Below are 16826 nucleotides of genomic sequence, written 5' to 3'. Positions count from 1 at the left end.
GACGGAGGTCCCCGGGGGGATGAGGCCTCTCCCAGATAAGCTCCGCGTCGATATCGACGCGGAGCTTCTGGAGTTGGCCCTCACCCATCGCTCGTACGCGTACGAGCACGGCGCCATCCCGCACAACGAGCGTCTCGAGTTCCTCGGGGACTCGGTGCTCGGTCAGGCCGTCACCGTCATGCTGTTCACCACGCACCCTGATCTCGATGAGGGCGAGCTGGCCAAGCGACGCGCGAGCGTCGTGTCGACCGTCGCCCTCGCCGAAGTCGCCCGCGGGATCGATCTCGGCAGTCATCTTCTGCTCGGACGCGGTGAGGAGCAGACGGGCGGTCGCGACAAGGACTCGATCCTCGCCGACACGATGGAAGCCGTCATCGGGGCCACCTACCTCTCGGCCGGGCCCGAAGCCGCGACGGAGCTCGTGCTGCGTCTGACGAAGCCGCTGCTGGCCGACCCGGAACGCTACGGCGCCGCGATGGATCCGAAGACCAGTCTGCAGGAGCTGGCCGCCCGTGTCGGTGCGACGCCTCCCCGCTACTCGGTGGAAGCGAGCGGGCCCGATCACGACCGGCGGTTCGTCGCCACCGTCATCGTGGGCGATGTGAGCATGACCGGCGCGGGCAGCAGCAAGAAGACGGCCGAGATGGCTGCGGCCCTCAGTGCCTGGCGCACCCTCAGCGAGCGTGCCTGAGCTTCCTGAGGTCGAGGTCGTCCGTGCGGGCCTCGCCCCGGCTGCCGTCGGATCCCTGATCACCGCGGTGAGCGTGTTCGATGAACGCGCGCTCACGCGGCACGTCGCGGGTGCCGCTGATTTCGTCGGTCGGCTCGAAGGACGCACCTTCACCGCAGCGTCCCGCCGGGGCAAGTTCCTCTGGCTCCCGCTCGACGACGGCGACTCCGCGCTGATCGCGCACCTCGGGATGAGCGGCCAGATGCTGCTTCGTGCTCCCGATGCGGGCGCCGAACGCCATGAGCGCGTGCGCATCGGCATCGAGCATCCAACCCACGGCGAACTCGCGATCGTGTTCGCCGACCAGCGGACCTTCGGCTCGCTGGCGGTGGACGCACTGATCGACGACGCAGGATCGCGGATCCCCACCCAGGTCGCGCATATCGCCCGTGACCCGCTGGATCCTCGTTTCGATGATCCAGCTTTCCGCGCGGCTCTGGCCCGACGGGGGAGCGCGATCAAGCGCGTGCTGCTCGACCAGGGGGTCGTGAGCGGGATCGGCAACATCTACGCCGACGAGTCGCTGTGGGCTGCGCGCATCCACCCGGAGACGCCCGCCGCCAGCCTGTCGACACAGGCCGTTCGCCGGCTGCTCGCCGAGGTGCGCCTCGTGCTCGCGAAGGCCCTCGCCGAGGGCGGGACCAGCTTCGATGCGCAGTACGTCAACGTCAACGGTCAGGCCGGCTACTTCGCGCATTCGCTCAATGCGTACGGACGTCAAGGCGAGCCGTGCCCGCGCTGCGGAGCGCCGATCGTCCGCGAGAGTTTTATGAATCGCGGGTCGCACTTCTGTCCGCGGTGCCAGCGACGGCCGTGAGGAGGTACTGAGGCTCAGCCGTTGAGCAGTACCGATGCGATTGTGCTGTCTTTCATCGTTGCGACCGCATACACTCCGTCGTCGAAACCATAGGCGAGGGAAACGCTGGGAGCATTTGCCTCTGAATCCCAAACGGCGCTGAGCGAGCTGAGCTCACACCTGGCGAACATGTTCCGGTCTGCCTCGCAGGGCAGTTCGGCCGCGACTTCGGCATGCAGTAGCGACGGCTCTTTCTGCTGCACGAACGCAAAGGCTGCGCCTACAGCCTGCAGCGCTCTCTTCGTTTTCTCGTCGTCAAGCGGGCAGTCGAAGATGACGCCGGATGAATATGTGCTGTCAGCGATTTCTATCGTGCAACGGTAGAACGTGGGCCCCAAAGCTTCGAACTGGAGGTCGGCCATCGGCTCAGTCTAGAGGTCGTCGCCTCGCCTGGTTTGAGGATCAACATCCTCCGTGTAAGGGGCCCTGCGATGTTCGCGCTTCTCCGGTGGCTCGGACCCATGAGGACAAGCTCGCCAGGTCAACGTGACTAACTGTGCCAGTCGGGCTACTTCGCGCACTCGCTCAACGCCTACGGGCAGCAGGGCAAGCCGTGCTCTCGATGCGGCACCTCGATCGTGCGCGAGAGCTTCATGAACCGGGGTTCGCACTTCTGCCCGCGGTGCCAGCGGCTGCGCACGTAGAGCGGCTACCCGCGCGGGACCGCGGTGATCATGTGCTGCCCCGTTCCGGGGAGAGCCGCGAGAGGACCGCCCTCGTCGAGGACGACGTCGACGAACAGCATCGGTAGGCCTTGAGCCGTCCACGGCGATGCTCTATCCATGAGCTGCGCGTGGACATGCGGTTCACTGCTGTTTCCGGAGTTCCCACAACGTGCGATCCGGGTCCCGGCGCGTACCGTCTCACCGACCTTCACGGCGACGGACCCCTGCTCCAGGTGAGCCACGGTCGCGAAGTCGCCGTTCGCCCCGCGGATCGTCACGTGGTTGCCCAAGATGAATCCGGGTCCGCCGAGCTCGCGCACCGCTCCCTCGATCAGCATGTAGGCGATCGCCAACCCGCTCGATCGGGCTCGATGGTCGCGCCGCCAGTCGGTGGCGCGCACGACGACGCCGTCGATCATGGCGAACACCGGCTCGCCGAAGGCGGGGTACTCCCGCGCCGGCCGCATGGCGGACCCGCTGCCGAACGACGGGCGGGCGGTGTCGTCGGGTTCGTGCACGAGATCGATGGCGTACGCCTGTCCGTACAGACGGATGCCGTGGCTGGGAACCTTGGTCGCAGGACTGTTCACGCTCAGCCACCGCCCGGACACCGGAGCCGAGATCGCCACGGCGTCTCTGGTCGGAATCAGGCGTGGCCCGATGAGGACCAGAAGCACGCAGACCGCCAGCACACCGACCGAGATGACGGCGACGATGCTCCTCGCCTGACGAGTGCCATCGCCCAGGCTGATCCCACTGGTGAAGGCGACGGCGACGAGGATGAGAGCGGTGACGCCGTAGAGAGGCCCGCGCACACGGTAGAGGGCGAGCAGGATGCGCCTCATCGTTCTGCTCCGAGCACGCACGCGAGCAGGGGCACGATGCGTGCGGCCGGCACCTCATAGCTGCCGCGCCCACTCTGGCGCACCCATCCGGCCGACACGAGCTGGCGCAGATGATGATGCAGCTGTCCGGTCGTCCCGAGGCCGTCGACGGCGGCGAGCTCCGACGTGGCGTGGGTTCCCGAGACGATATGACGAAGGAGCTCGAGGCGCACAGGGTGTCCGAGCGCCGCGAAGACGGATGCGCGTTCCGCCCACGTGGCCTCCAGCTGTCCTGCGGTTCCCACGGTCTGCTGCCAGGACACCGGTGCTCCCGTCGGCAACGTCAGCGCGCCGACGAGCATCACCGCTCCCTCTGTCGTCGAGGCGTCATCGGGGAGGCGCGCCTGCAAGCCGTTCAACGCCCAGAAACCGCCCTCGTCGAAGGGTGCGCTGTGTGAGACGTGGCGCGTCTGCTCCAGCACTGCCACCCGCTCGGTCAGAGCAAGTAGTGCTTCGCGGAGGTGGGAGATCTCATCACTCATGGTCGAATAATACGTCATTACGTATTATTCGACCATGAGTCGCTCTCACACGGTCTGGAAGGAACGCTGCAGCAGTGGGCGCGTGGCCCACGTGGTGGCCCAGACCACGCCGATCCCGACCGACACGACGGCGGCGATGGTCATCAGCGAGAGTGGGGCCGTGATGAGCGCGATCCCGACGAGCGGGAAGACCAGGACGGCTGCGACCAGCGCCGACCCGATCGCCGTGACCAGCAGAGGCGACATGATCGCGCGACGACGCGCCCGATCCACGGTCTCGATCGGCATGCCCAGGTGGTGCAGGCTGCGGTGCAGGTCGCGCTGGTCGAGCACATCGGACGCCTGATTGACCCCGACCGACGCCGCGACCATCAGGAACGAGCCGATGAGTGTGATGATGAGCCCGGTGCGGATGTCGTCGGCGAGGGCGATGTCGGACGCGGCGGCGTCGGCGGTGCTCATCATGTTCAGCAGGGCGACTCCCGTGCCGGCGAACACGGCCATGAAGCTCGCCATCGCGATACCTCCGACCTGACGCCAGGCCGCCTTCGGAGAATCCAGCACGATCCGCGCGGCGAGCAGTCGCTCGGGACGTTCGGCGCGGCGCAGCTGGCGTCCCGCTGAGACTTTGAGCACCCAAGGGCCGACCAGATTCAGCACCGCCAGCGCAGCTGCGAACAGCCCGGCGAGGACGACGATCGTCATCAACAGGCCGCCGACCGAGGGGAACACCTTGATCAGCACGAAGGCGATCGCGATCGCACCGGCGGCGACCACGGCGCGAATCCAGTGCACCGGTGGCACGTCCGTGCGCGTGCGCACGCCCAGGGGCGAGATGACGACGCGTCGAAGGCCGATGACGGCACTGGTGGCCGCTAGTGCGAGCACGGCCGCGACGACGATCACGGTCTGCAGCGGCGGAAGGACCACGGCTGCGAACCCGAGTGCTTCGCCCCGGAACGGGATCAGCCCGATGAGAGGGCTGATCGCGACGTGCCCGATGACACCGGCGAGAGCGCCGACCGCAGCCACGAGCACCGACTCCGCGACGGTGGCGACCGTGACTCCGGCCGGTGACACTCCGAGCAGGCGGAGGGTGGAGAGCCGCTCGTCTCGCCGACGTGCGGAGAGCCGGGCCGCCGCGCCACCGAGGGACATCAGCGGCACCACCAGCAGGACCAGCGCGATGGCCGCGAGGGCCTGGTAGAGGGGAGCGATCTCATCCATCCATCCCCAGAAGGACTGCGCACCCCCGATGACCGTGAGGACCAGCATCGTCACCACGGCGAAGGCGACCACCGGCAGCGCGAGGACGCTGTTCTGGCCGGGAGCAGGCCGCAGCAGGAGGGCGAGGACGTTGCGGTTCATGCGGCCACCGCCGACGAGACGATGCGTCCGTCGCGCACGGCGACCGTGCGTGTGCAGCGGGCGGCGACGTCGGGATCGTGCGTGACCACGACGAGTGTGCGTCCCTGCCCGGTCGTCGACCACAGGAGGGCGTCCATGACCTCGGAGGACGTCGTCGAATCGAGGGCGCCCGTGGGCTCGTCGGCGAAGACGAGCTCTGCGCCGGTCGCCTGAGCGCGGGCGATGGCGACGCGCTGGGCCTGTCCGCCGGAGAGCTCGCCGATGCGACGATCCTCCATCCCGGCGAGCCCGAGAGCCGCGAGCCACGACGCCGCGTGCTGCACGGCGTCCTGGCGGCGGACGCCGTTGATCATGGACGCCAGCGCGACGTTCTCCACTGCCGTCAGCTCGGGGATGAGAAGACCCTGTTGGAAGACGAACCCGAACCTCTCGCGACGCAGACGGGAGCGCGCGGACTCGCTGAGCGCGGTCACCTCGATGGGGGCGCCCTCGGCGGGGCGGAAGACGACGCTGCCGGCATCAGGCGCCGTGATTCCAGCCAGCACGTGCAGGAGCGTCGTCTTGCCGGAGCCGGAGGCGCCCATGATCGCCACGGATTCGCCTCGATGGATCGCCAGATCGACGCCGGCGAGAGCGCGCGTGGTCCCGAAGGTCTTGATGAGGGCGTGGGCTTCGATCACGGGAGTGTTCATGCTTCCAGCCTCGCCACCCGCCGCGGTGCCGTCATCGCTCCGGCGGATGACGGTGCGGACCCGACGTCATCCCGAAGAATGAGATCGGGTCCGCGCGCTCGTCAGATCATCTTCTGCCACGCCCCGGCGTACGAGACGGGCACGAAGCCGATCGCCTCGTTGATGCTCAGCATCGGCCTGTTCTCCTCCGCATTGAAGGTCGAGACGACGGTGGAGTGCGGCATCAGCTCGCGCCAGCGAAGCAGGTTCGCGCACTTCACGATCGTGCCCAGACGATGCCCGCGGTGGTCCTTGCGCACCAGGGTGCCGTACTGTTCCGTGACACCGGTGCGGTCCGCGGCGATGACCAGCTCGTTGTAGGCGACGAGCTCTCCCGTCGGAACGTGCTGTACCGCGACCACGGAGACGGCTTGACCGGAGCTCAGGATCCTCGCCTCCCGGCGGGCGACGCGATCGGCGTCCCAGCTCTCCTCGGCGAAGTCCATGTCGCCGCTCGGCGCATCCGTCGACAGCCGGGCGAGGACGTCCGCGAAGCCGTCCCGGAGTTCGGGCGGAGTCGGCATATCCCATTCGAGGACGCGGTAGTCGGGGCCGGCGAACGCGGTCGCGTCCGTCAGCGCTGCGCGCAGGGGAGCGGGGTCCGCGTGGAGGTCGTACTCGCTGTTGCGCTCGACCTGCTCGAGCACGTAGCCGTCGCTCTCGACGAGGTCGGAGAGCGGAGTCGCCGGGATCCGTCCCCACTTCGTGCGCGGCACGAGCATGCGCTCCGCGCCCTCCGGACGATGCAGCGTCCAGGTCTGCAGGACGTTTCGATCATGCACCCGCGCCTCGGCTTCCGCCTGCGCGAGCAGGGCATCCTCGATGCCCTGCCCCCAGTGTTCGCGCGGCACCAGCAGGTCGAACTCGATCGCGTGAGCCTCATCTTCGAGGGCGATGTAGATCGTGATCATGCCGACGATCTGCCCGTCGATGCGGGCGACGAACCCCCGGTGGAGTGCGTCTGTCTGGTCCTGCCATCCGGGCAGCATCTGCTCGGCTGTGGAGGCGAGATCGGGGAGGCCGACCAGTTCATCGCAGATCTGGCGGTTGAGTGCGGCGCAGGCGCGGAAGTCGGCCGCGTCATCGGCGTCCAGGGAGACCGGCACGATCAGCGGCGTGATCGTCGGTTCGACGGTCGTCATGTGATGTTTCCTTCGTAGGTGTTTCCAGCGGGTGAGCTCCGCGACGGGCGGAGCGGGGGAGAGTGCCGGCGGTGAGGCCCCGGCGATGGTTCCCCGCCGCCGCCCGCACGGAGCAGGCGGGGGTGGGGAACCATCGGAGGAGAGACGAGCATCACCGACGCCCGATCATCAGCGCATTCCGCGCTGCAGGTCGAACATCAGCAGTGCCTGGGATTCCGCGGCGGAGCGATGACGCTGCTCACCGAGCAGAAGCATGTCTGCCGGATCGATGTGCAGGCCGCGGCGCGGACGCCGGGGGCGCTGCGCCCTCTGGAAGAGCCAGAGGCCGATCCGGAGGGAGAGACGATCTGCGAGCGACAGGCGACGCAGCTCGTCGGGGTGGGGGATCTGGAGGACCTCGCGGTCCTCGATATCGGGCGGGTGGATGTCGCTGCGATGCAACGTGGTGTTCACGATGGTTCCTTCGAGAGAAAGGCGGTGATGGATGCGGAAGCACCGCACGTCGACCGAGGAAGCGGCCAGGAGCGATGCGGAAGAACGCGGGGCGACGGGGTCACGCAAAAGTGGCCCCGCACGCGGGGATGAGCCGTGACCTGGGATGCAGGTCAGCAGACGGGGCGCGGAAGAGCCGACCGGATAGAGCCCACTACGGGCACGGAATCTCTGTGTGCGGTTCTACGAGAGAGCGCTGATGCGGACGCCGGCGGTTACCGAGAACGCGTGGCGCGGCGCGAAGTTCGCGGGCGCGGCGAGGCCAGTGGCCTGTGCGTTGAGCTGAGTCGTAATCATCGGTAACCTCCTTTCGTGTGGCGATCCGGACGCAACCGTAGCGAATCCAGCGGGCGGGCGTCAAGCACATGTGGTCCCGCTCGGCGTGTCGTCTGGTGCTCGAGTTCTCTCGCCGCCCGCGCGGGATAAGGCTGAAACCGCGTGATTCCGGTAGCGTAGCCGCGTGATTCTCCCCGGACGAGCGGTGCCCGCATGCATCTGAAGAGCCTGACTCTCAAGGGGTTCAAGTCGTTCGCGCAGCCGACGAGTTTCGTCTTCGAGCCCGGTGTCACCTGCATCGTCGGTCCGAACGGCTCGGGCAAGTCGAATGTCGTCGACGCCCTGGCCTGGGTGATGGGCGAGCAGGGTGCGAAGACGCTGCGTGGCGGCAAGATGGAAGACGTCATCTTCGCCGGAACGTCGACGCGCGGTCCGCTCGGTCGCGCCGAGGTGCAGCTCACGATCGACAACGCCGACGGCGCGTTGCCGATCGAGTACGCCGAGGTGACGATCAGCCGTACGCTCTTCCGCAACGGTTCCAGTGAGTACGCGATCAACGGCGAGGGATGCCGTCTCCTCGATGTGCAGGAGCTTCTGAGCGACTCCGGCCTGGGCCGCGAGATGCACGTGATCGTCGGCCAGGGCCGTCTCGACACGGTGCTCCAGGCGTCTCCGGAGGATCGCCGCGGGTTCATCGAGGAAGCGGCGGGAATCCTGAAGCACCGCCGACGCAAGGAGAAGACCCTCCGCAAGCTCGATGCGATGGAGACCAACCTCACCCGCCTGAGCGACCTCGCCGGCGAGATCCGCAGGCAGCTCAAGCCGTTGGGACGCCAGGCCGAGATCGCCCGGGAGGCGCAGACGATCGCTGCGGTCGTGCGCGATGCCAAGGCTCGTATCTTCGCCGATGACGTCGTCGCCCTGCGCGCCGCACTCGCGGATCACACGCGCACGGAGCACGAGCGCCACACCGAGCGGCTGGTGCTCTCAGACCAGGCCGAGACCGTGCGCGCGAGCATCGCGCGACTGGAGCAGGATCAGAATTCCGTCGCCGTCGACGAGGCACGCAGCGTGGCGTTCGGCCTCGAGCAGGTGCAGGAGCGCATGCGTGGCCTCTTCACGCTCGCGAATCAGCGGCTCGCCCTCCTCGGTACCGAAGACGACGACGCCGCGGTCACCGCGGTCACGGTCACGCAGGCCACGATCGACGAGGCCAAGGAGGAGATCGATCTGATCTCGGCCGGTCTCGGAGATGCCCAGGATGCGGCGGCAGCTGCCAGTCGCGAAGTGGTGCACGCGCGTGCCGAACTCGACACGCTCGACGTCGACATCGCCGAGCAGAGCGCCCTCGTCTCCGCATACGACATGCGGGTGTCGGCTCTGCGCGGAACTGCGGATGCCGCCGCATCCGCCCTCGCTGCTGTCCGGGGAGCGGTGCTCCGTCAGGAGAACGCCCTCGAGGCGGCGAACGTGCGCCGACGCGAGGCCGCGCAGGCCCTCGAGTCCATCGACGACGCGGAGGCGCCCGAAGGAACGGCGGCCGAACACGCGGCCGCCTACGAGAGCGCACAGCGCGCCGCCACGGCTGCGGAGTCCGAGCGCGAGGCCCTTCGGGAGCGCCTGCACGCCGCCGAGCGCGAAGTCGACTCTCTGACGGCGAAGGCATATGCTCTGAGCAGCGCGCTCGCATTGTCGGGTGGCGCTGCCGAGATCGTCAGAGCGGGTGGCAAGGGCGTGCGCGGCCTCGTCGGCGATGCCGTGCAGGTGCGCGCCGGTTTCGAGGCCGCTATCGCCGCGGTCCTCGGTCCGCTCGCGGAGGGCGTGCTCATCGACACGGCTGCCGACGCTTTCGCACTGGCGATGGATGCAGCGGAGCAGCGGAGGGGCGTGGTCGACTTCGTCATCGCTGACGCGTTCAGACCCGACCCGGTGCTCCCCGTCGTCGCAGGGGTCACGCCCGCCGTCGACACGGTCACGGCTCCCGACGGCGTGCTCGGCGTGTTGTCCCATGTGCTGATCGCCGACGATCTGGACTCGGCGCGGGCGGCACGAGCGGCTCTCGATGCGACGGGCGACACCTTCACGACCATCGTCACGGTCGCGGGTGAGGTCGTCACGGCCCAGACCTTGCGCACTGGTTCCGGGGGAGAGCGCTCCCGCTTGGAGCTCGCTGCCGAGAGGGACGCCGCGACCGAGCGGCTCGCCGAGATCCAGATCGTCGTCGACTCACTCCGCGAAGCGCGCGAGGAGGCGAACGAGGCGGTCGAGACGACCAGACGTCAGGCCAAGGACGCGTTGCGGGCACTTCGGGAGCACGATGCGGCTCTGGCCACCCACGCCGAGCAGGTCAACCGCGTCACGGTGCGCCACGAATCCGCTGTCGCCGAGTGCGAGCGCCTCGAGACGGGGCTCGCACAGGCGCAGTCCGCCGTCGCCGAGGCCGAGGCCAAGGCCGAGTCGGCGAAGGCGGCGCTGGACGACGCGATCTCCGCGCCGCGTCCCGTGCTCGATGCCTCCGCGCGAGATGGGCTGCTCGAAGCTCTGGAACTCGCACGAGAGGGTGAGGTACGGGCACGGCTCGAGATCGAGACCCTGCGTGAGCGCGTGCGTGCGGCGCAGTCGAGGGTCACGAGCCTGGAGCGGCAGCGCGAGCACGAGAGGGATGCCGCGGCCGAGGCTGCGCGCCGAGCGGTCATCCGCCGTGCGCAGCGAGAGGCGGCGTCCGGCGTGGCCGAAGAACTGCCTCGCATCCTCGACTCACTGGATCGCTCGGTCACGGAGGCGCGCCTCGCTCTGCGCGAGGCTGAAGCTGCACGATCGGCGCAGAATCAGGAACTCGTCGCCCTGCGCGCGCAGGAGAGCTCGCTTCGGGAGCGGCTCGCCGGGCTCACCGAGAGCGTGCACGGACTCGAGCTGCAGATCCACGAGAAGAAGCTCCACCTGAACAGCCTTCTCGAGCGCGTCGCTTCCGAGCTGGCTCTCGACGAAGATATTCTCGTTGCGGAATATGGTCCTGACCAGCTGGTCCCGCGCGATCCGGGCGTGGCGCCGCACGACGGCGATCAGCACACGGATGACACGGCCATACCGTTCGACCGTCGCATCCAGCAGCGTCGTCTCGCCGAAGCGGAGCGCAAACTCGCCCAGCTCGGTCGCGTGAACCCGCTGGCACTCGAGGAGTTCGCCGCTCTCGAGCAGCGGCACGCCTTCCTCACCGAGCAGCTGGCCGACCTCACCCAGACGCGCCAAGACCTCCTGACGATCATCACCGATCTCGATGAGCGGATGCAGACGATCTTCGCCAGTGCCTTCGAAGACACGAAGGAGGCGTTCGGGCAGGTCTTCCCTCTGCTGTTCCCCGGTGGGACAGGGAGCATCTCGCTGACGGACCCCGACAACATGCTGACGACGGGCATCGAGGTGTCCGTCCGGCCGGTCGGGAAGAAGATCGAGCGCCTCTCCCTCCTCTCCGGCGGGGAGCGGTCGTTGGCGGCCGTGGCGCTGCTGGTCGCGATCTTCAAGGCGCGGCCGAGCCCGTTCTACATCCTGGACGAGGTCGAGGCCGCTCTGGACGATGCGAACCTCGGCCGGCTGCTCACCGTCTTCGAGCAGCTGAGGGAGAGCTCGCAGCTGCTGGTCATCACGCATCAGAAGCGCACCATGGAGATCGCCGATGCGCTCTACGGCGTCTCGATGCGCCAGGACGGCGTCTCGGCGGTCGTGGGGCAGCGTGTCGGAGATCGGGCGGCGGCGGCCGTTTAGCGGATCGAACCGCCTCGCGCGGAGCATCCACCCGCGCAACCCGTAGGCTGGAGTGATGGCGGAGAAGTCCTGGTCTCTTGGTCGCGCACTGCGCGGCATGTTCGTCAAGCCCACCATCGATGAGACGACCTGGGAGGACCTCGAAACGGCTCTCATCACAGCCGACTTCGGACCTGACATCAGCGAGCGCGTCGTCGACGAGCTGCGCGCGAAGGTCGAACGGTACCGCACCACCGACCCCAAGGACCTTCAGCGCATGCTGCGGGAGACCCTCGAGGAGCACTTCGCCAAGTTCGACACGACGCTGAAGCTCACCGAGCGTCCCGCTGTCGTGCTCGTCGTGGGTGTCAACGGCGTGGGCAAGACGACGACCATCGGCAAGTTCACGAAGTTCCTCCGCGGCTATCAGCGCAGCGTGGTCGTGGGCGCGGCCGACACCTTCCGCGCGGCAGCGGTCGAGCAGCTCGCGACCTGGGCGCAGCGCGGCGGGGCCGCGATCGTGCGTCCGCAGCAAGAGGGCCAGGACCCGGCATCCGTCGCCTTCCAGACGGTCGAGTACGCCAAGCGTGAAGGCATCGAGATCGCCATCATCGACACGGCGGGGCGTCTGCACACCAAGGGCGGCCTCATGGATGAGCTCTCGAAGGTCCGGCGCGTGATCGAGAAGCAGGCCCCGATCAGTGAGGTGCTCCTCGTGCTCGATGCCACCACGGGCCAGAACGGCGTGATGCAGGCCGAGGCTTTCCTCGAGCACGCCGGCGTCACCGGACTCGTCCTCACCAAGCTCGACGGCTCTGCCAAGGGCGGCTTCGTGCTGGCCGTGCAGGAGCGCACCGGGATCCCGGTCAAGCTGCTCGGCCAGGGCGAGGGGATCGACGATCTGACCGGTTTCACCCCCCATGTGTTCGTCCAGTCATTGGTCGGTTGATGACGGGACTACCGCAGTGAGCACGAGGCTGGTTTCATAGCGTTATGGCGATCGAACACGACTACTTCGGACTCCTGTCCTCGGGTCCCGACGGCTCGATCTTCTGGTCGGAGACCGTGGAGCTCGGCGACCAGAGCGTCACCGTCGATCTGACCGCGCCGGATCAGGACGACGTGTCCGCCGACGCGCTCGACATCGCCGCCTCGCTCATCGCTGGCTTGGAGAGCGTCGACGACACCGCCCGGCGCGGCATGCTCGCCGAAGTCGACGACCGCACCAGTGAGGTGACCGAGTACATCCTTCAGCAGCAGGAGACGTACGGCGATGATCTTCCCGACGTCCTCGTCGACGTGTCCGGCGACGCGGCGGTCGACATCATCCGTTCCCTGCGCCTGATGAGCATGACCATCCTCGCTGATGAGCACGGAGGGTCCGAGCCCTTCGCGGTGCTCGAGTACGCCCTCGACGACAGCTCGACGGACGACGTGCTGCTGGTGAACCTCGGCTCGGACGGCAGCGTGCAGTCCGTCATGAGCGCGGACTGAGCCACACCTCGGAGCGCGTCCGGGTCAGACGGCCTGGGCGAAACCGAGGTCTGCGCTGTCCGCGATGTGCGACAGGTGGGCGGGGATCTCGCGGCCCTTCGACCGCATCGACTGCGCCCACAGACGCCCGGCCCGATACGAGGACCGCACAAGGGGACCGGCGAGGACGCCGAGGAAACCGATACGCTCCGCCTCCTCCTTGAACTCGACGAACTCCGCGGGCTTCACCCACCGCGAGACCGGGAGATGACGAGGTGAGGGGCGCAGGTACTGCGTGATCGTGATGATGTCGCATCCGGCGTCGTGCAGGTCGTTCAGCGCCTGGACGACCTCTTCCGGCTCCTCGCCCATCCCGAGGATGAGGTTCGACTTGGTGATCAGCCCCGCGTCTCGCGCCTGGGTGAGCACGTTCAGGGACCGCTCGTAGCGGAAGGCGGGACGGATGCGCTTGAAGATGCGGGGTACGGTCTCGACGTTGTGCGCGAACACCTCGGGACGGGCGTCGAAGATCTGACCGAGGAATGCCGGATCGGCGTTGTGCTCGTTGGCGAGCAGCTCGACACCGGTGTTCGGATTGAGCTCGTGGATCTTGCGCACCGTCTCGGCGTTGAGCCATGCGCCGGTGTCTGGCAGGTCGTCGCGCGCCACGCTCGTCACGGTCGCGTAGCGCAGGTTCATGCGGACCACGCTCTCGGCGACACGACGCGGCTCATCGGTGTCGTAGTCGGCGGGCTTCCCGGTGTCGATCTGGCAGAAGTCGCACCGGCGCGTGCACTGAGACCCGCCGATGAGGAAGGTCGCCTCCCGGTCCTCCCAGCATTCGTAGATGTTCGGGCAGCCGGCCTCCTGGCACACCGTGTGCAGATCCTCGCTCTTCACGAGGGAGTGCAGGGCCGTGTACTCGGGGCCCATCTTCGCCTTGGTCTTGATCCACTCCGGTTTGCGCTCGATCGGCGTCTCGGCGTTGCGGATCTCCAGGCGCAGGAGCTTGCGCCCCTCGGGTGCGGCGGTCATGCGGTGGCTCCTGTCAGTTCAGTGGTCGCGTACTCGGCCAGGAAGGCGCGGGTGACGGCGTCGACGAGGTCGAGCGGGGAGACGGCGGAGCCGGCCACCTCGCTCACCGTCGTGACCCCGGCGTCGGTGATCCCGCACGGGATGATTCCGCGAAACCCGGTCAGCGAGTTGTCGCAGTTGATGGCGAAGCCGTGCATCGTCGCTCCCTGTTGCACGCGCACCCCGATCGCTGCGACCTTGTCTTCGGAGAGCGGTCGGCGCACCCAGACGCCGCTTCTGCCGTCTACCTGATAGCCGTCGACGCCGAACGGGCGCAGCACATCGATGAGCACGCGCTCGAGCCGACGCACATGGGCGACGACATCGATGGGCTCGACGAGGCGGACGATCGGATATCCCACGAGTTGCCCGGGGCCGTGCCAGGTGATCTTGCCGCCGCGATCGACGTCGATCACGGGAGTCCCGTCCTGTGGGCGCTCCTGCGGTTCCGTCCGCTTTCCCGCGGTGTACACCGCCTCATGCTCGAGGAGGATCAGTGTGTCCGGACGTGTACGTCCGACGACATCGGCGTGGATACGGCGCTGAAGATCCCATCCGTCGAGGTACGGTACGGGCGTCGGAGCGAATCCAGGGGTGAGGATCTCGAGCATCGCAGAACCGCTTTCCTTGAGTAAATGGACTGGGAACAACAATACCCCTCCGCACTGCCGACGGCGTCGTCGTGGTGGTCCTCGCGGTAGCGTGAGGGCATGAGTTCCCCTGGCAGGGCCGGTCGCCCCAAGGCGTCTTCGCGAGAGACGCTCGCAGAAGCTGCGTGCGAGCTCTTCCTCGAACGCGGATACGACGCCACGTCAGTCGCTGACATCACCCAGCGCGCCGGCGTCAGCCGATCCAGCTTCTTCAACTACTTCGCTTCGAAGAGCGACGTGCTGTGGTCGGGTGTCGACGAGCGCATCGGTCAGGCCATAGCTTCTCTCGAGCGGCTCGACAGGGCAGCGACCGGGGACGAGGTTCGCGACATCCTGCTGCGTGTGGTGCACGACTTCGCCCCTGATCCGCTCGCGCTCGCTCTTCGGAACGCTCGGGCGATGGGGTTGGAGGACGAGCTCGTCCGCGACACCGGACTCCGCCTCGCCCGCCTGTCCACGGCGGTGTCGCGTGCGGCGTCCGCCGCCGGGGTCGATGTCATCCGCGCCGATATCCTGGGGGCCGCTCACGCGGCGGCGGTGCTGTCATCCTTGCGGGTCTGGGCGGAACAGGGAGCCGGACGCGGCACTCCCGAGACCGTCCTCCGGGAAGCGCTGGGGACGATCCACGACCTGCCCTGGTCCTGAGTCCGCACGGCGCTGAGCAACCGGCCTCCGCTCGCGTAGAATCAGAGCACCATGGCTACATTTGGCACGCTCTCCGATCGGCTCACCGAGACCTTCCGCAATCTGCGCACGAAGGGAAAGCTCACCGCGGCCGACGTCGACGGCACCGTGCGCGAGATCCGACGCGCCCTGCTCGACGCCGACGTCGCGCTCGTGGTCGTCAAGGAATTCACGGCGAAGGTGCGCGAACGCGCCCTCGGCGACGAGGTCAACAAGGCGCTGAACCCAGCCCAGCAGGTCGTGCAGATCGTCAACGAGGAACTCGTGCAGATCCTCGGCGGAGAGCAGCGTCGTCTGCAGTTCGCGAAGACCGCGCCGACCGTGATCATGCTCGCGGGCCTGCAGGGCTCCGGTAAGACCACCTTCGCAGGCAAGCTCGCCAAGCAGCTCGAGGGTGAGGGGCACACGCCGCTGCTCGTCGCGGCTGACCTCCAGCGCCCGAACGCGGTCACCCAGCTCCAGGTCGTCGCGGAGCAGGCCGGCGCATCTGTCTACGCACCGGAGCCGGGCAACGGCGTCGGCGATCCCGTGAAGGTGTCGCGTGACGGCGTCGAGTACGCGCGACGGCAGCAGCACGACGTCGTGATCATCGACACCGCCGGCCGTCTCGGCGTCGATGCCGAGCTCATGAAGCAGGCCGCCGACATCCGCAAGGCTGTGAACCCGGATGAGGTCCTGTTCGTCATCGACGCGATGATCGGTCAGGACGCCGTGAACACCGCCAAGGCGTTCCAGGAGGGTGTCGACTTCACCGGAGTCGTGCTGTCGAAGCTCGACGGCGACGCCCGCGGTGGCGCCGCACTCTCGGTGGCCTCCGTCACCGGCCGCCCGATCATCTTCGCCTCGACGGGCGAGCGTCTCGAAGACCTCGAGCCGTTCCACCCCGACCGTATGGCGAGCCGCATCCTCGACCTCGGCGACATCCTGACCCTCATCGAGCAGGCGCAGCAGGCCTTCGATGAGGAAGAGGCCATGAAGATGGCCGAGAAGCTCGCGACCGAGGCCTTCACGCTCGAGGACTTCCTCGACCAGCTTCAGCAGATGAAGAAGATGGGCTCGATGAAGAAGATGCTCGGGATGCTCCCGGGCATGGGGCAGATGAAGCAGCAGCTCGAAGATTTCGACGAGCGTGAGATCGACCGCACCGAAGCCATCATCCGCTCGATGACGCCGGGCGAGCGACGCAACCCCAAGGTCCTGAACGGATCACGCCGTCTGCGTATCGCACGCGGATCCGGAATGACGGTCACCGATGTCAACCAGCTCGTGCAGCGCTTCGAGCAGGCCGCGAAGATGATGAAGACCGTTGCTCGTGGCGGCACCCCCAACATTCCCGGTATGGGGGCCGTTCCCGGCATGGGGCGTCCCGGTGCATCTTCCAAGCGCGGCAAGAAGGCCAAGTCCTCCGGCGGCTCCCGCTCGGGAAACCCCGCCAAGCGCGCGGCCGAGAATGCGGGGATCGCGTCATCCGCGACGCCCACCGGTTCCGGGTTCGGTCTCGGCGGCGGAGCGGCGAAGGCTCCGAGCGAGGCGGACCTCGCGGAGATCCAGAAGCTCTTCGGCAAGAGCTGAGCTCTT

At 67.8% G+C, this 16826-nt stretch carries 16 protein-coding genes and 1 pseudogene; 8 read left to right on the top strand and 9 right to left on the bottom strand.

The window, feature by feature from the left end; all coding sequences use genetic code 11:
* The first annotated feature begins 19 nt into the window (after nucleotides 1–19).
* Both rnc and mutM read left to right on the top strand, forming a co-directional pair.
* A complete protein-coding gene (gene rnc, locus ASC55_RS03115) occupies nucleotides 20–691 on the top strand; it encodes a ribonuclease III (protein WP_017830753.1) in 672 nt (223 codons plus the stop codon).
* Nucleotides 684–1547, top strand: a complete 864-nt coding sequence (gene mutM / locus ASC55_RS03110; protein ID WP_055868565.1) for a bifunctional DNA-formamidopyrimidine glycosylase/DNA-(apurinic or apyrimidinic site) lyase — start codon at nucleotides 684–686, stop codon at nucleotides 1545–1547. The genes rnc and mutM overlap by 8 nt, the downstream gene beginning before the upstream one ends.
* A gap of 14 nt (nucleotides 1548–1561) precedes the next feature.
* On the opposite strand, the gene ASC55_RS03105 is transcribed toward mutM, so the two are convergent.
* On the bottom strand, nucleotides 1562–1948 hold the full coding sequence (locus ASC55_RS03105; protein WP_055872619.1) for a hypothetical protein: 387 nt from the start codon (nucleotides 1946–1948) through the stop codon (nucleotides 1562–1564).
* 141 nt (nucleotides 1949–2089) lie between these two features.
* On the opposite strand from ASC55_RS03105, the pseudogene ASC55_RS17235 reads away from it, so the two are divergent.
* Nucleotides 2090–2230, top strand: a pseudogene (locus tag ASC55_RS17235) (zinc finger domain-containing protein); the annotation flags it as partial.
* 5 nt (nucleotides 2231–2235) lie between these two features.
* On the opposite strand, the gene ASC55_RS03100 reads toward ASC55_RS17235, so the two are convergent.
* The 6 genes from ASC55_RS03100 to ASC55_RS03075 form a co-directional block, all read right to left on the bottom strand.
* Nucleotides 2236–3096, bottom strand: a complete 861-nt coding sequence (locus ASC55_RS03100) for a M23 family metallopeptidase (protein WP_055872617.1) — start codon at nucleotides 3094–3096, stop codon at nucleotides 2236–2238.
* Nucleotides 3093–3617, bottom strand: a complete 525-nt coding sequence (locus ASC55_RS03095; protein ID WP_200942471.1) for an ArsR/SmtB family transcription factor — start codon at nucleotides 3615–3617, stop codon at nucleotides 3093–3095. Before ASC55_RS03095 ends, ASC55_RS03100 begins: the two co-directional genes overlap by 4 nt.
* Before the next feature lie 45 nt (nucleotides 3618–3662).
* Complete coding sequence (locus ASC55_RS03090) at nucleotides 3663–4985, bottom strand: FtsX-like permease family protein (protein WP_055872615.1); 1323 nt, start codon at nucleotides 4983–4985, stop codon at nucleotides 3663–3665.
* Complete coding sequence (locus ASC55_RS03085) at nucleotides 4982–5677, bottom strand: ABC transporter ATP-binding protein (RefSeq protein WP_055872613.1); 696 nt, start codon at nucleotides 5675–5677, stop codon at nucleotides 4982–4984. The genes ASC55_RS03090 and ASC55_RS03085 overlap by 4 nt, the downstream gene beginning before the upstream one ends.
* A 101-nt stretch (nucleotides 5678–5778) precedes the next feature.
* Nucleotides 5779–6858 carry a GNAT family N-acetyltransferase gene (locus ASC55_RS03080; protein WP_055868554.1) on the bottom strand — a complete coding sequence of 360 codons (1080 nt, stop codon included), beginning with the start codon at nucleotides 6856–6858 and terminating at the stop codon, nucleotides 5779–5781.
* Nucleotides 6859–7026: 168 nt separating this feature from the next.
* The gene (locus ASC55_RS03075; RefSeq protein ID WP_055868552.1) at nucleotides 7027–7311 is read right to left on the bottom strand and encodes a hypothetical protein; all 285 of its coding nucleotides are present in this window, start codon (nucleotides 7309–7311) and stop codon (nucleotides 7027–7029) included.
* A gap of 528 nt (nucleotides 7312–7839) precedes the next feature.
* Between ASC55_RS03075 and smc the strand changes: the two genes are divergently transcribed.
* From smc to ASC55_RS03060, 3 genes are read left to right on the top strand one after another with little or no spacing between them, the layout of a single operon-like run.
* A complete protein-coding gene (gene smc / locus ASC55_RS03070) occupies nucleotides 7840–11388 on the top strand; it encodes a chromosome segregation protein SMC (RefSeq protein WP_055872610.1) in 3549 nt (1182 codons plus the stop codon).
* Between the two features lie 55 nt (nucleotides 11389–11443).
* Nucleotides 11444–12316 carry a signal recognition particle-docking protein FtsY gene (gene ftsY, locus ASC55_RS03065; protein ID WP_055868548.1) on the top strand — a complete coding sequence of 291 codons (873 nt, stop codon included), beginning with the start codon at nucleotides 11444–11446 and terminating at the stop codon, nucleotides 12314–12316.
* A 44-nt stretch (nucleotides 12317–12360) separates the two neighbouring features.
* Nucleotides 12361–12861 carry a DUF2004 domain-containing protein gene (locus ASC55_RS03060; RefSeq protein WP_017830742.1) on the top strand — a complete coding sequence of 167 codons (501 nt, stop codon included), beginning with the start codon at nucleotides 12361–12363 and terminating at the stop codon, nucleotides 12859–12861.
* Nucleotides 12862–12885: 24 nt separating this feature from the next.
* Here ASC55_RS03060 and lipA read toward each other — a convergent pair whose 3' ends face one another.
* Both lipA and lipB read right to left on the bottom strand, forming a co-directional pair.
* Nucleotides 12886–13875, bottom strand: coding sequence for a lipoyl synthase (lipA, locus tag ASC55_RS03055; RefSeq protein WP_055868546.1), 990 nt, complete (start codon nucleotides 13873–13875; stop codon nucleotides 12886–12888).
* Nucleotides 13872–14525, bottom strand: coding sequence for a lipoyl(octanoyl) transferase LipB (gene lipB / locus ASC55_RS03050; protein WP_055872608.1), 654 nt, complete (start codon nucleotides 14523–14525; stop codon nucleotides 13872–13874). The genes lipA and lipB overlap by 4 nt, the downstream gene beginning before the upstream one ends.
* Nucleotides 14526–14624: 99 nt before the next feature.
* Between lipB and ASC55_RS03045 the strand changes: the two genes are divergently transcribed.
* Together ASC55_RS03045 and ffh are read left to right on the top strand one after the other, a co-directional pair.
* Entirely contained in the window at nucleotides 14625–15209 is a 585-nt protein-coding gene (locus ASC55_RS03045) for a TetR/AcrR family transcriptional regulator (RefSeq protein WP_017830739.1), read from the top strand.
* A gap of 51 nt (nucleotides 15210–15260) precedes the next feature.
* Entirely contained in the window at nucleotides 15261–16820 is a 1560-nt protein-coding gene (ffh, locus tag ASC55_RS03040) for a signal recognition particle protein (protein ID WP_055868542.1), read from the top strand.
* Nucleotides 16821–16826 lie beyond the last annotated feature (6 nt).

The organism is Microbacterium sp. Root322, assembly GCF_001425645.1.
GTDB classification, from domain to species: Bacteria; Actinomycetota; Actinomycetes; order Actinomycetales; family Microbacteriaceae; genus Microbacterium; species Microbacterium maritypicum.
Note: the sequence above shows the minus strand (reverse complement) of the source record. Positions and strands in the feature narration are given on the sequence as shown.